This window comes from Streptomyces sp. NBC_00503, from assembly GCF_036346895.1.
GTDB lineage: Bacteria > Actinomycetota > Actinomycetes > Streptomycetales > Streptomycetaceae > Streptomyces.
In genome coordinates this window covers 534,320-548,882 of the sequence record NZ_CP107855.1, presented here as the reverse complement: position 1 = coordinate 548,882, position 14,563 = coordinate 534,320, and the positions used below count along the sequence as shown (strand labels likewise).

Below are 14,563 nucleotides of genomic sequence, written 5' to 3'. Positions count from 1 at the left end.
TCAGTCGCGTCCGCCGGGCGGGAGCCCGGGGGCCGGTACGGCGGGGCGGCCGGGGAGGAAGAGGGAGCCCAGGCCCGCGCAGGCGGTGAAGAGGGCGGCGCAGAGGAAGGCCTGGCCGTAGCCGGCGGTGAGGGCCTGGGTGGTGGAGCCGGTGTGGTCGCGTGCGGTGTGGGAGGCGATGGTCGCGAGGATCGCGAGGCCGAGCGAGCCGCCCACCTGACGCGAGGTGTTGACCAGCCCCGAGGCCAGGCCCGCTTCGCGACGGTCGATGCCGGTGGTGGCCGCCGCGGTGACGGGAAGCATGGACATGCCCAGGCCGAGGGTGCACAGCACGAAGGGTGCGGCCACCGTGGTGACGAAGGGGCCGTGCCCGCCGATGCGCGAGAGCCACAGGAAGCCGAAGGTACTGATCGACATGCCGGTGACCAGCAGGGGGCGCGGGCCGGTGCGGTGGATGAGGTGGGCGGAGGTCCGGGTGCCGACGATGATTCCGAGGCAGCCGGGCAGGAACCACAGGCCGGTCTCCAGGGCGCTGTAGCCGAGGGCTTGCTGCAGGTAGAGGGAGAGCAGGAACCACAGGGCGAACATCGCCGAGCCCAGGCCGATCATGACCAGGTTGGAGATGGCGAGGGTGGGGCGGCGCAGGACGGATAGCGGCACCAGCGGGGCGGCGACCTGCGACTCGATGACGGCGAAGGCCGCCAGGAGCAGCAGGCCCGCGAGGAGGGCGGCCCAGACGTGGGGGGAGGTCCAGGGCGTGGTCGCGGTGGAGATGATCCCGTAGACCAGCGCGGTCAGACCGGCGGTGACGGTCAGCGCGCCGGGCAGGTCCAGGCGGCGCAGTCCGCCGTGGCCGCCGTGGTGCCCGTGGCCGACGGGTACGTAGAGGAGCGCGGCGGCGAAGAAGGCGACGCCGATGGGGACGTTGACGAAGAAGACCCAGCGCCAGCCGGCGGACGCGGTCAGCAACCCGCCGGCCATCGCCCCGACCGCACCGGCGGCGGCGTTGACCGAGGCCCAGGCCCCCATCGCGCGGGTACGGGCCCGGGGTTCGGTGAAGGTGGCCATGATGAGCGTGAGCGTGGCGGGGGCCAGGATCGCGCCACCGATGCCCTGCACCGCTCGGGCCGCGATCAGCATCGCGCCGCCGGTGGCGAGCCCGCAGGCAAGCGAGGCGACGGTGAAGACGCCGAGACCCGCGAGGAAGGTGCGCCGGGCGCCGACCAGGTCGGCAGCCCGGCCGCCCAGGAGCAGCAGCCCGGCGAAGCCGAGGGTGTAGGCGTTGACGATCCACTGCTGCCCGGCCGGACTCAGGCCGAGGGAGGCCTTCATGTCCGGGAGGGCGATGTTCACGATCGAGACGTCCAGGACCACCATGAACTGGGCCGCGCAGGCGATCACCAGGATCATCGGCGTCCACACGCCGCGGCTCGTGGACGGTCCGGGGTCTGTGCGGAGTGAGGGCGGAGCGCTGGTCATGGGGGTTCCTCACGGGCAGTGGACGGGTCGGATCAAGCGCATCGATCCCACGACATCCCTGCCCCCGCGGCGAACCGTCGTCACAGGCGGTCGGCATCCGGGTGACTGGTAAGGGGTTTGCCCGTCCACAGCGGGCGAGATCGGGCGGAGGGAGTGCTCACCTCTGGCCACTTTCAACTTATAGCGCACAGGGGGGCTTGTGGCAAGGGCCCCCTCGTCCCGCACAATCGCAGGCCCAGGCCGGAACCGGCGGAAACGAGAGCTTCGCGGAGTGCGTGTGCGTTCGGAGTTGAGCGAGATGACCACCCAGACCCAGACCCAGACCCAGACCCAGACCGGAACCGGGACCGGGACCGGGACCCGGACCACCAGTGCGTTCGATCTTCCCGAGAGCCTCGCGGCCAAGGCCGACCCGAGGCTGATCTCCGCCGACGAGCGGCACTTCGCGGCCATCGCGGAAACCCTCGCGCAGACGATCGCCGAACTGTCCGGCCGCCTCGACGCCGAACGCAGGGCGCCCGGCGGCGCGGGCCGTGGCGCGATGGACCGGGACGTGGAGATCCACCGGCTGACCGGTCGCCTCGGCGCCCTGCGCCGCTTCGGGCTGGACCTGTGCCTCGGGCGCATCGTCGGCGCGGACGACCCCGAGCCCGTGTACATCGGACGCGTCGGCCTCACCGACGACCAGGGCCGCCGACTGCTGATCGACTGGCGCTCCCCGGCGGCCGAGCCGTTCTTCGCCGCGACCCACGCCGACCCCATGGGGCTGGTGAGCCGCCGCAGGTACCGCTGGACCCGCGGCCGGATCAACGACTACTGGGACGAGGTCTTCGTAGCCGAGGGGCTCGAAGGGCACGCCGCGCTCGATGACCAGTCCGCCTTCATCGCGGGCCTGGGCGCCAGCCGCTCGCCCCGCATGCGCGATGTCCTCGGCACCATCCAGGCCGATCAGGACGCCGTCATCCGCGCGGGTTCCCGTGGCGCCCTCGTCGTCGACGGCGGCCCGGGCACCGGCAAGACCGTCGTCGCCCTGCACCGCTCCGCCTACCTCCTCTACTCCGACCCCAGGCTCGGTCACCGCCGCGGCGGCGTGCTGTTCGTCGGCCCGCACCGCCCCTACCTGGCCTACGTCGCCGACGTCCTCCCCAGCCTCGGAGAGGAGGGCGTACAGACCTGCGTCCTGCCGGACCTCGTCGCCGAAGGAGCCACGGCGGCCGTCGAGACCGACCCGGACGTGGCCGCGTTGAAGTCCTCCGCCGACCTGGTGAAGGCGATCGAGGCGGCCGTCGGTCTGTACGAGGAGCCGCCGACCGAGGCCATGACGGTGTCGACCCACTGGGACGACATCCCGCTCAGCGCCGAGGACTGGGCCCAGGCGTTCGAAGCGCCCGAACCGGGCACCCCGCACAACGAGGCGCGCGAACAGATCTGGGACGAGCTGGTCACGATCCTGCTGGAGCGGACCGACGGCGAGGTCCCGCCCCAGCTGTTCCGCAGGTCGCTGCGGGAGAACAAGGACCTGGTCACCACCCTCAACCGGGCCTGGCCGATGCTCGAAGCCGCCGACCTCGTGGCAGACCTGTGGTCGGTCCCTGCCTACCTGCGCCGGTGCGCCCCCTGGCTCAGCCGCGAAGAGGTGCGCACCCTGCAGCGCGAGGACGCCCAGGCCTGGACGGTGTCGGACCTGCCGCTCCTGGACGCCGCACGGCACCGGCTCGGCGACCCTGAGTCGGCGCGGCGCAAGCGGCGCCACGAAGCCGCCGTCGCCGCCGAGCGCGCACGCCGGGCAGGCGTCATCGACAACCTGCTCGACGCCGACGACGACGGCGAGGGCGCGGTGACGATGCTGCGCGGCCGGGACCTGCAGGACAGCCTGATCGACGAGGCGGCCGCCCCGTCCGGCGCCGAGCCGGACCGGCTCGCAGGCCCGTTCGCGCACATCGTCGTGGACGAGGCCCAGGAACTGACCGACGCGCAGTGGCAGATGCTGCTGCTGCGCTGCCCGTCCCGGAGCTTCACCATCGTCGGGGACCGCGCCCAGGCCCGGCACGGGTTCACGGAGTCGTGGCGGGAACGGCTGGAGCGGATCGGGCTCGACCGGATCGAAGTGGCCTCCCTGAGCATCAACTACCGCACGCCGGAAGAGGTGATGGCGCAAGCGGAGCCGGTCATCCGAGCCGTGCTCCCCGACGCCAACGTGCCGACCTCGATCCGCCGCAGCGGAGTTCCCGTCGTCCACGGATCCGTTGCGGAGCTGGACGCGATCCTCGACGGCTGGCTCGCCGAGCACGCCGAGGGGACCGCCTGCGTCATCGGAACCCGTGACGGCGGAGCCGAACCGTTCCGGTCGACCCCCCGAGTCCGTTCACTGACACCGGAGTTGTCGAAGGGCCTCGAATTCGACCTGGTCGTCCTCATCGACCCGCAGACGTTCGGAGGAGGGACCGAAGGAGCGGTCGACCGCTACGTCGCGATGACCCGCGCGACCCGGCAGCTCGTCATCCTCACCAGCTCCTGACCGCCCGGCTCCGCCGTCGCCGGACCCGATGTCACAGATCTGGCGACAGCGGACCCCCTGCCCGGGCGGAGGTGGGACGATGAGCCCCACGTACAACCTGCTGGGGAGTCGTCGGTGGAGTGGTGGCAGGCCGGTCTGTGGGGAGCCCTGGGGGCCCTGCTGGTCGAGGTGGCGGACCTCGTCCAATCCCTGCAGGAGAAGAAGAAGTTGCCCTGGAGGATCAGGGGCGGACCGTCGCGGGGCCTCTACTACCTGGCGGTGGCCCTCCGGACGGCCCTGGGGATCGGGGTCGCCGTCGTGCTCGGCACCGCCGGCCAGGTCTCGGGCGGCTTCGGGGCGGTCCTCGCCGGCATCGCGGCGCCGAGGGTCATCGAAAGGCTGCGCAACCAGGCGATCCCGGGCCACTCGCCGGAACAGGGCCAGCCCCTCGCCGTGCCCCGCGCCCAGGACGGGTCGGCCCTCCCGCAGCCGGTGCGGGGGGACGGCCCGTGATGCGAGCGGATTCCTTCCTGGCCCGGTTGTGGGCCGTCCTCACCCGGACCGACCCGGTGTTCGCGGTCTCCGGGCCCCCTGAGCCGACCACCGCGGGCGCCAGGCTGTGGTCGACGGTGAACCGCACGAACCCAGTCTTCCTCCGGGAAGGGCGAGGAGCGTCCGAAGGCACCCTGCGCGGAGCCGACCTGGCCGACAGGGACCTGTCCGGCGCCGATCTGAGGGGCGCCCGGCTGGGCCGCTCGGACCTGACCGGGACCACCCTGTTGGGCGCCCGTCTCTCCGGCGCGGACCTGAACCACGCCATCCTGAACGGCGCGGACCTGCGCAGCGCCGATCTGAGCGGCGCCGACCTGTCCGGTGCCACGCTGCACTACAGCGATCTGATCGGCGTGGACCTGCGCCGTGCCGATGTGAGCGACGCGGACTTGAGCCATACCGACCTGCGCGGCGCGGACCTGACCGGGGCCACCCTGACCGGCGCCGGTCTGACCGGCGCGGTCCTGCGCAGCGCCACCCTGGAAGGCGCGGACCTGCGCGGGGCCGTGCTGACCGACGCCGATCTGAGCGATTGCGATCTGCGTGGCGCGGACCTGTCCGGTGCCGAAGGCCTGATGCTGCGGAACCTGGCCGGCGTCCTGTGGTCCGACGCCACCCGCTGGCCCGGTCCACGCCTTCACGCGACCGTGGCCCAGCACTCGGACCCGCTGGAATCGGGGCTGTACCGCGTCAGGGGAGAAGAGGTCGAACTGCCGGTGGAACAGGGCCCGCTGGTGCCCGCCTAGGCGGTACCTTCGGGGTCTTGCCGGGTCCGGGCCAGCGAGAGATAGATGCCCCGGAACGATTCGACGGTGCGCTCCAGCGTGAACCGCTCGATCACCCGCAGCCGCGCGGCCCGGCCGAGGGCTGCGCGCCGGGTGGGATCGCGCAGCAGTCCCAGTGCGGCGCTCGCCATGGCCTCGGGGTCATGTGGCGGTACGACGAGCCCGGCGTCGCCGAGGACCTCCCGTACGCCGCCGACGGCCGTCGAGATGGTGGGTCGGCCGTAGGCCATGGCCTCGATGAGCCGGGACGGGGTTCCCTCGCCGGCGCTGTTCAGGACGACGCTGCCGGCGGCGTAGACCGTCCGGATGTCCGCCACCCTGCCGTCGAAGGTGACCGCATCGGTCAGGCCCAGTCCGTCGGCGAGCGCCCGGCACTGGTCGTGGTACCGCTCGCCTCCGGTCGGTACAGCGCCGAAGAGCCGCAACCGCGCCTGCGGCAACTCGGAGCGTACGAGGGCGAAGGAGCGGATCAGGGTGTCCAGGTCCCGCAGCGGGTCGATGCGTCCGGCCCAGACGAGGGTCGGGACCCGCGGCTCCGGCACGTATGCGGGGAAGGCGGCCGGATCGATGCCGTTGTAGATGGTGCGCACGCGGCCGGTGACGGTGCGGCCGTGCTCTCCCGGGCTCCGCTCGTAGTGACCGCCGCGAGTGATGACGTCGGCCTTCGCGTACGCCTCCCGGGCCAGCAGCCGGCGGAACCCGAGCAGCAGGGCCTTCACGGGCCACTCGTAGCGCGCGGCCCGGTGGCCCAGGTGGCTCTCGCCGAGATGCCCGCCGTACTCGGTGAGGAGCAGGGGCACGTTCTCGAAGTGACGGGCCGCAAGGCCGGGCAGGGCCGCCGGTCCGCCGCCGACGGCGTGGGAGATGCCGTCCCGGGGCGCGGGCGCGGCGAGGGGGCGCAGGGTGCGTTCGAGCAACTCGGTCGCATCCCTCGCACCGTTGAGGATCGACCCGGTGAACGAGTCGGCCATGGGGGTGCGTTGCCATGCCGAGGCCAGGATTCGGGCCGCCGACCGGGTCCGCAGGGCAGGCGAGAGTTCGCCGGACCGGGCGTACTCGGTGAGGGCGTAGAGGCCGTGGGCGAAGTGCTCGGGTGGGGTGATGTGCAGCAGGGACAGCAGGAAGTCCTCGTAGCGGGACAGGAGTTCGCTCAGTCGCCTGCCGCGTGGCGAGTGCCGGGCCGGAGGTGCGCTGCTGGTGGGGACGACCGTGACGCGCGTGACGTTCGGCGGCAACTCCCACATCAGTGCTTCGTGCGCGTCCGCGGCCACGGAGAGGATCCGGAACTCGATGTCGGGCATGCCGCAGACCAACTGGTCGGAGAGAAGAGCGAGTTCCCCGAGGGAGTGCGGATAGGCCCCTTGGGTGAGGAGCGTCACCCCGGGTGTGGTCATGATGCGCGCGGCCCTCCTTCAAGTGCGGCCCCGTTCCGTACGGTTATACCGCCTCCGAGTCGCCCGGTTGGCCCCGCGCACCGCGTGGACCAGGGGTTAATCATAGGATATTGACGCTTTGTCCGCGTTTGGTAATCTTGGGCGTTTTGCTGGAAAACGCCGTGCGGGCGGGCCAGAGTGTGGGTTCCCGGCAGCAAGTCGGGTAACCGCACGTCCCTGAGGTGACATCTCCATGTCTGCTTCTCGCACCACTCGTCGCGTCCTCGCCACCGCCGTGGCCACCGCCGCGGTCCTGGGCTCCGCCGCCCTGCCGGCCGCCGCCGCCACGCACGGCCACGGCCATGGCCACGGCACGACGGGCAAGCACTCCACGATCATGATCAGCAAGGTGCAGTACGACAGCCCCGGCCGCGACGACCGCTCCAACCGAAGCCTGAACGGCGAGTGGGTCGAGGTGAAGAACACCGGTAAGAAGACCGTCGACCTGCGCGGCTACACCCTCACCGACCAGCAGGGCAACCGCTACCGGTTCCGCAGCCTGATGCTCGACGGGCACTCCAGCGTCAAGGTTCACACGGGCAAGGGCAAGGACACCCTCCACGACGTGTATCAGGGCCGGGCGAACCAGGTCTGGGACCAGCGCGACTCCGCCACCCTGCGCAACGACCACGGCCGCATCCTCGACAGCAGCAGCTGGGGCAAGGCCAAGGGCCACGACAAGGGCCACAAGCAGGGCACCCGCCACGGCGGCCGCTAGCCACCGTACGGCCCGCAGCACACCGCGGGCCGATGCGCCGGGCCCCCGTCCCTCCCAGGGACGGGGGCCCGGCGCGTGGGAAAACCGGTGGTCGGCCCGGCGCGTGCGGCCCTAATCTCGCCCCGATGACTACTCCTTCCGTCGAAGACCTCGCCCGTGCGACCGCAGCCGTCGCCGACCTGATCGCCTCGATCCGCCCGGAGCAGTGGAAGGAGCCGACGCCGTGCACGCAATGGGACGTGCGCGGGGTGGTCACCCACCTGGTCGGCATGGATCTGGTGTTCGCGGCCATGATCGGGGGCGGCCCGATGCCCGAGCGCGGAGCGGACCCCCTCGGTGACGATCCCGCCGGTGCCTACCGGTCCTCCAGCGCCGCGCTGCTGGCCGCCTTCTCCGCTCCCGGAGTCCTCGAGCAGAACCATCGCAGCCCCATGGGGAGCGCCACGGGCGCCGAGCGCCTGCAGATCCGTCTCTACGATCTCCTCGCGCACGGATGGGACCTCGCCCGGGCCACCGGCATCCCGGCCGGACTGCCCTCGGACCTCGCCGAGCGGAGCCTGGAGTTCGCCCGGGTCCAGCTCGCCACCCAGTCCCGTACGGGACGGTTCGCCGACCCGCAGCCCGTAGGGGACGACGCCCCGGCCCTCGACCGGCTCGCCGCCCACCTCGGCCGGACGGTCCCGCCGCGGCAGGATCCGGAAGAGACCGCCTAGCTGCGCCCCCGGGCCGCGGGTTCGCCGTTCGTGGGCGGGTAGCCGGGCTTCGCCGGGACCGAGAGCCGGGCGGGCGGGGAGGGCAGCGGGGGGAGGGCCGGCTCGTACAGCCAGGCCGAGAGCAGGCCGTCCACCGGCTCGGACGCGTACCGGGCCACGTGGGCGGTGAAGGCCACGGTGCTCACCACCCCGTGGCGGTGCGAGGTGGCCCAGTCGCGCAGCATCCGGAAGAACGCCTCGTCGCCCAGGGCGCAGCGGACCGCGTGCACGGCCAGCCCGCCGCGCTGGTACAGGCGGTCGTCGAACATGAGCTTGCGGCCCGGGTCGGCCAGTACGAGGTCCTGCGCCTGCGAGGCCAGCAGCCGGTGGGCGGCGAGTGCCAGCTCGTGTGCGCGGCGGCCGCCGGAACGCTCCGACCAGAGCCATTCGGCGTACTTCGCGAAACCCTCGTTCAGCCAGATGTGCCGCCAGTCGGCGATGGTCACGCTGTTGCCGAACCACTGGTGCGCGAGCTCGTGGGCGATGAGCCGCTCCGAGCCGCGTACGCCGTCCACGTGGTTGGTGCCGAACAGGGAGAGCCCCTGGGCCTCCACCGGGACGTCCAGTTCCTCGTCGGCGACGACCACCGCGTACTCGCCGAACGGATAGGGCCCGAAGAGCTCCTCGAAGAGCTTCATCATGGCGGGCTGCCGCGCGAAGTCCCGGGAGAACCGGGGCAGCAGGTGCGCCGGCACGTGGGCGCTCTGCGTCACCCCGCCCAGTCCCGGGTCGCCGAGCAGCACCGTCTGGTACATGCCGATCGACAGGCCGACCAGATAGCTGGAGGTGGGCGCGGGCTGCTCGTACACCCAGGTGGTCGTGGAGGCCCTGGTCGTCCGGGTGAGCAGCCGGCCGCCCGCCACCACCGTGTAGGCGGACGGGGTGTTCACCGAGATCTGGTACGAGGCCTTGTCGGCGGGCCGGTCGTTGCACGGGTACCAGGAGGGCGCGCCGACCGGCTGGCTGGCCACCAGAGCGCCGTCGGTCAGCTCCTCCCAGCCCAGACCGCCCCAGGGACTGGTGACCGGCTTGGGATTGCCCACCCAGTGCACCTCCACCGTGAAGGCGGCTCCCGCGGCCAGCGGCTTGGCCGGCCGGATGCGGAGCTTTCCGCCGCGGTGGGTGAAGTGCGGACGCCGGCCGTCCACCATGACACGGCCTATTTTGAACTCGGCCAGGTTCAGGTGGAACTCGGCGAGCGCAGCCCGCCCGGCGATGGCGCTGAGCCGGGCCGTCCCGGCCAGCCGGTTGGGGCCGGGACGGTATTCCAGAGCGAGTTCGTACCGGTGCACGCGGTAACGGGGGTCACCGTTGGCGGGGAAGTACGGGTCCGATGCCGCTGTGCTCTGGCCGTTCATTACCGCTTCCGCTCCCTGCGCCGTACTCGGGTCCTGCACCGTGCGCGGGCCTTCTCAGGTCCGCCACGCCTCGATCGGGTTGCCCAGCCAGCGGGTGTCGGCGGGGACGGATTCCCCGGCCATCACGAGAGAGGCGGGACCCAGTGTGCTGTGGGCCCCGACCGAGCTTCCGGGCAGGACGATTCCGCCCGGCCCCAGGGTGGAGCCCTCACGGAGGACCACAGTATCCGTCCTCAAGATCCGGTCGTGGAAGAGGTGTGTCTGCAACACGCAGCCGCGGTTCACGCTGACCGCGTCGCCCAGCGTGACCAGGTCGGTCTCGGGCAGCCAGTAGCTCTCGCACCACACGCCCCGGCCGATCCGGGCGCCGAGCCCGCGCAGCCACCACACCATCAGCGGCGTACCGGGCACCGAACCCGCCAGCCACGGCACGGCCAGCACCTCGACGAAGGTGTCGGCCAGCTCGTTGCGCCACACGAACCCGCTCCACAGCGGGTGCTCGCCCGCCCGGTGCCGGCCCACCAGCAGCCACTTCGCGGCCACCGAGACGAGGCACGCGGCCGCACCGGCGACGAGCAGGACCGCACCCGACAGCAGCGCGGTTCCCCAGACCCCCAGGGCGCTGCGCGTGCTCAGTGCGCAGAGCGCCGCCACGGTCAGTACGGCCAGCGTCGCCGAGCAGAAGACCGGGACGAGCCGGCACACCTCCACCAGACCGCGCGCCCACAGCAGGTGCGCGGGCGGGTCGTAGGTGCGGCTCTGGTCGGCCTTCGCGGTCGAGCGCGGCAGCTTCACCGGCGGCAGACCCAGGTACGAGCTGCCCTTCTTGGCCTTCTTCGGAGTGGCGGACAGGACGCCCACCAGCCCCCCGTCGGGCACGCTGCGGCCCGGCGCGGTCATGCCGGAGTTGCCGAGGAACGCCCGGCGGCCGATCTCGGAGTGTCCGATCCGCATCCAGCCGCCGCCCAGTTCGTAGGGGGCGGTCAGGGTGTCGTCGGCGAGGAACGCGCCCTCGCCGACCGTGGTGAGGCTCGGCAGCGCCAGCACGGTGGACACCTCCGCGCCCCGGCCGATCTTCATGCCGAGCAGCCGCAGCCACACCGGGGTGATCAGCCCGGCATACAGCGGGAAGAGGGTCTCCCGCGCCAGGTCCATCAGCTGGGTGACCGTCCAGGCCTGCCAGCCGATCCGGCCGTGCGTCGGGTGGACCCCCGTCCGCAGTCCGAGGCTCAGCAGGCGTACGCAGACCAGCAGCGGCAGCGCGTACGCGAATCCGTAGGCGAGGGCTCCGGGCACTACGGCGAGCAGGGCTCCGCGCAGCGCCTCGGCCAGGCCCGCGTCGGCGGGCACGAACAGGCTCACCACGAGCAGGGCGGGCACGGCGGCGAGCACCGGCAGGGCCGTCAGGCACAGGCCCGTGGCCCCGTACACGGCGCGCCAGGCGAGCGAGCGCGGCGGCCGGTGCCCCGGCCAGTTCCGCTTGGCCTTGCCCAGCTTGACGGCGGGCGCTCCGGCCCAGCGCTGGCCGGTCGGAATCTGCCCGCTCACCGCGGAACCGGGAGCCACCTCCGCCCGCTTGCCCACCCGGGCACCGGGGAAGAGCAGGCTGCGGGTGCCGACCACGGCGCCCGCGCCGACCTTGACCGGGCCGATGACGAGGCGGTCCCCGTCCAGCCAGTGCCCGCTGAGGTCCACCTCGGACTCCACGGCGCAGCCGCGGCCGAGCTTGAGCATGCCCGTCACCGGGGGCAGCGCGTGCAGGTCCACCTCGGGGCCGACCTTGGCACCCAGAGCGCGGGCGTAACGTTCCAGCCAGGAACCGGTGAGCGAGGTCGCACCCGAGTACTCGGCCAGCCGTTCGGCCGTCCACAGCCGCAGGTGCACGCTCCCGCCGCGGGGATGGCGTCCGGCCTTCACCCCGCGCAGCAGCAGCCGCGCACCGCCGGCCGCGATGGCGAGCCGCCCCGGCGGGCTGAAGAGCAGAGCCGCCCCGGCGGCGACGAGCCACCACGAGGCGGTCGGCGCCCACGGGTAGGGCCCGAACCAGTGCAGTACGTTGCCCAGCGTCAGCAGCGCCACCGACCAGCGCAGACCGACCAGTGTGTACAGCGGGAGCAGCAGGAGCGACTGCACCACCTGGGCCCGGAGCGGAACGGGCGCGACCTCGCGGGCCGTGCCGTCGTCCTGCGCCGACTTCTCCAGGTGCCGGGCCAGCTTGCGCAGGGTGGGCTGCTGGTAGATGTCGAGCACGGCCGCGCTCGGGTAGCGGGTGCGCAGCCGGGTGGTGAGCTGGGCCGCGGCGAGACTGCTGCCGCCGATCGCGAAGAAGTCGTCGGCCGCGCCCGACACCGACACCCCGAGGGTCTCGCTCCACTGCTCGGCGAGCCAGGCCTCGGTCCCGTAGAGCTGCTCGGAGGGACCGCTGGTCTCCAGGTCGGGCAGCGGCCAGGGCAGTGCGCCCCGGTCGACCTTGCCGGAGGTGCGGGTAGGCAGTTCGGCGACCGGCGCGAGCAGCGGCACGAGGGCCGCGGGGAGCTCGGCGCGCAGCCGCTCCACCGCAGCCTTGTGGTCCCAGCCCTCCTGGGTGACCAGGTAGCCGACGAGCAGCTGGTTGCCGCTGCGGGCCGTTCGGACGGCGGCGGCCGCGCCGGCCACCCCGGGCAGGGCCTGGAGCGCGGCGTCCACCTCGCCCAGCTCGATCCGGCGGCCTCCGAGCTTGATCTGCTCGTCGCCGCGGCCGAGGAAGACCAGCCCCTCCGGTTCGGCGCGGACCAGGTCGCCGCTGCGGTAGGCGCGCTGCCAGCCGAGGGATTCCAGCGGGGCGTACTTCTCGGCGTCCTTCTCGGGATCGAGGTAGCGGGCCAGGCCGACCCCGCCGATGACCAGCTGGCCGCTGCCGCCCATGGGCACGGGATCGCCGGACTCGTCCACGACGGCCAGCTCCCAGCCGTTGAGGGGGAGCCCGATCCGGATCGGCTCCTCGCCGGTCAGCAGCGAGGCGCAGGCGACGACGGTGGCCTCGGTGGGGCCGTACGTGTTCCAGACCTCGCGGCCTTCGGTGACCAGGCGCTGGGTCAGCTCGGGCGGGCAGGCCTCGCCGCCGAAGATCAGCAGCCGGACCTCGCCCAGGTCATCGGACTCCCACAGGGCGGCCAGGGTCGGGACCGTGGAGACCACGCTGATCTCCTGCTCCGCCAGCCACGGGCCGAGGTCGGCGCCGCTGCGCACCTGGGAGCGGGGGACGGGCACGAGGCAGGCGCCGTAGCGCCAGGCCAGCCACATCTCCTCGCAGGAGGCGTCGAAGGCCACGGACAGCCCGGCCATCACCCGGTCGCCGGGGCCAATGGGCTCCTCGGTGAGAAACAGGGCGGCCTCGGCGTCCACGAAGGCGGCGGCGCTGCGGTGGCTGACGGCGACGCCCTTGGGCTTGCCGGTGGAACCGGAGGTGAAGATGATCCACGCGTCGTGCTCGGGGCCGGGCCGGGCGGCGGATACGGGGACCTCCGCGGCGCCCGTGACCTCGACGCGCTGACCGGCGCCCAGCACGGCCCGTACCCCGGCTTCGCCGAAGACCAGCTCGGCCCGCTCGTCCGGGTCCTCGGCGTCCACGGGCACATAGGCGGCGCCCGCGGCGAGCACCGCGAGGATGGCGACGTACAGCTCGTTGGTCCCGGACGGAACGCGTACGCCGACCCGGTCGCCCAGGCCCACCCCGGCGGCCCCCAGCACCCGCCTGCGGCGTTCGACCTCCGCGGCCAGCGCCCGGTAGGTCAGCCGGTCGGTGCCGTCGTCCAGGGCGAGCTCGTCGGGGTGCTCCCGTACGGAGGCCTCGAAGATGTCGACGAGGGTACGGGTCGGGGCGGCCGGCCCCGCGGAGAACAGGGCGGACTTGCCGGACTCCTCGTACACGTCCCCGTCGTCGAGCAGGGTCGAATCACCGCGCTCAGGTGTTGCTGCCATCGGCCCTCACGTTTCGTTCCCGGAAACGTCCGGGTCGCCGGTGGAGCCCGGGTTTGCCCAGGTTGTTCCGGTCCAGCGCCAACACAACCGGCCAGTCTAGTGGGCCACCAAGGATCTTCCCGCCGAAGTCTTGCGTGTGGCGGAGAAGAGACGCTAAGCGGAACTCTCCACGCCCTCGTCACGCCCGGGTCACTCCTGCATGGCCAACCATTCGGTGTTCACCGAAGTTTTACGGCACTCTGGTGGGATGAACGACGTGCAGGCCCGAAAGCCGAACGATGCCCCCGCCCCCGCGGCGCGCCTCGCCGCCCTCGCCGCGGCCCTGGCCGACGAGACCCGGGCGGCCATCTGCATGACCCTCCTCGAAGGCCGCGCCTGGACCGCGGGCGAGCTGGCCCGGGCCACCTCGGTCGCACCCTCCACGGTCAGCGGCCACCTGGCCCGGCTCCTCGACGCGGGCATCTGCGTGACCGAGCGGCAGGGCCGCCACAGCTATGTGCGGATCGCCGACGCCGCGACGGCCCGGCTCGTCGACGAACTGGCCTGCCATGCCATTCCGGGAAGGGACGCCCCGCACGCGGCGCCCGTGGTCTGCGCGCCCGACCCGCTGGCCGGCGCGCGCACCTGCTACGACCATTTCGCGGGCCGGCTGGGCATGGCGGTCACCGACGCCATGGAGGAGCGCGGACTGCTGCGGACCGAGGGAGTGTTCCAGCTGACCGAGGAGGGGCGCGCCTGGTGCGGACGGGCCGGAGTCGACCTCGGCCAGGAGGGGCGCAGGCCGCTGGCGAGCTCCTGCCTGGACTGGACCGAGCGGCGGCGCCACCTGGGCGGCCTGGCCGGGGCCCGGCTGTGCGCGCGGGCGCTGGGCGAGGAGTGGGTGGTGCGGCCGCCGGCCGGCGGGCGGGGGCTGATCGTGACCGCGGCGGGGGAGCGGACCCTCGGGGAGCTGCTGGGGATCACCCCGGAGGCGTGGGTCTGAAGGGCCTGAGAGCCTCGAGGGGTTGAGGGGTCTGAAGGGCCTGAAGG

The 14,563-nt window shown here is 72.8% G+C and carries 10 protein-coding genes; 6 read left to right on the top strand and 4 right to left on the bottom strand.

Features of this window, described 5'->3' with window-relative positions; translation table 11 throughout:
* Complete coding sequence (locus OG490_RS02615) at nt 1–1,479, bottom strand: MFS transporter (protein WP_330294635.1); 1,479 nt, start codon at nt 1,477–1,479, stop codon at nt 1–3.
* A 298-nt stretch (nt 1,480–1,777) separates the two neighbouring features.
* Between OG490_RS02615 and helR the strand changes: the two genes are divergently transcribed.
* From helR to OG490_RS02600, 3 genes are all read left to right on the top strand, one after another.
* Entirely contained in the window at nt 1,778–3,997 is a 2,220-nt protein-coding gene (helR, locus tag OG490_RS02610; protein WP_330294634.1) for an RNA polymerase recycling motor ATPase HelR, read from the top strand.
* Between the two features lie 114 nt (nt 3,998–4,111).
* Complete coding sequence (locus OG490_RS02605; protein WP_330294633.1) at nt 4,112–4,489, top strand: hypothetical protein; 378 nt, start codon at nt 4,112–4,114, stop codon at nt 4,487–4,489.
* A complete protein-coding gene (locus tag OG490_RS02600) occupies nt 4,489–5,274 on the top strand; it encodes a pentapeptide repeat-containing protein (RefSeq protein WP_330294632.1) in 786 nt (261 codons plus the stop codon). Before OG490_RS02605 ends, OG490_RS02600 begins: the two co-directional genes overlap by 1 nt.
* Here OG490_RS02600 and pelF read toward each other — a convergent pair.
* Complete coding sequence (gene pelF / locus OG490_RS02595; protein ID WP_330294631.1) at nt 5,271–6,707, bottom strand: GT4 family glycosyltransferase PelF; 1,437 nt, start codon at nt 6,705–6,707, stop codon at nt 5,271–5,273. The two genes, OG490_RS02600 and pelF, sit on opposite strands and share 4 nt — an antisense overlap.
* A gap of 232 nt (nt 6,708–6,939) precedes the next feature.
* Between pelF and OG490_RS02590 the strand changes: the two genes are divergently transcribed.
* Together OG490_RS02590 and OG490_RS02585 are read left to right on the top strand one after the other, a co-directional pair.
* Entirely contained in the window at nt 6,940–7,464 is a 525-nt protein-coding gene (locus OG490_RS02590) for a lamin tail domain-containing protein (protein ID WP_330294630.1), read from the top strand.
* A gap of 125 nt (nt 7,465–7,589) precedes the next feature.
* Nucleotides 7,590–8,177: a TIGR03086 family metal-binding protein gene (locus tag OG490_RS02585; RefSeq protein ID WP_330294629.1), complete on the top strand. Its 588-nt coding sequence runs from the start codon at nt 7,590–7,592 to the stop codon at nt 8,175–8,177.
* Here OG490_RS02585 and OG490_RS02580 read toward each other — a convergent pair.
* Together OG490_RS02580 and OG490_RS02575 are read right to left on the bottom strand one after the other, a co-directional pair.
* Nucleotides 8,174–9,574 (bottom strand): M1 family metallopeptidase, encoded by a 1,401-nt coding sequence (locus OG490_RS02580; protein ID WP_330294628.1) that lies wholly within the window; start codon nt 9,572–9,574, stop codon nt 8,174–8,176. The two genes, OG490_RS02585 and OG490_RS02580, sit on opposite strands and share 4 nt — an antisense overlap.
* Before the next feature lie 54 nt (nt 9,575–9,628).
* Nucleotides 9,629–13,534: a Pls/PosA family non-ribosomal peptide synthetase gene (locus OG490_RS02575; RefSeq protein WP_330294627.1), complete on the bottom strand. Its 3,906-nt coding sequence runs from the start codon at nt 13,532–13,534 to the stop codon at nt 9,629–9,631.
* Between the two features lie 247 nt (nt 13,535–13,781).
* Between OG490_RS02575 and OG490_RS02570 the strand changes: the two genes are divergently transcribed.
* Nucleotides 13,782–14,516 carry an ArsR/SmtB family transcription factor gene (locus OG490_RS02570; protein WP_330294626.1) on the top strand — a complete coding sequence of 245 codons (735 nt, stop codon included), beginning with the start codon at nt 13,782–13,784 and terminating at the stop codon, nt 14,514–14,516.
* The last annotated feature ends 47 nt before the right edge of the window (nt 14,517–14,563 follow it).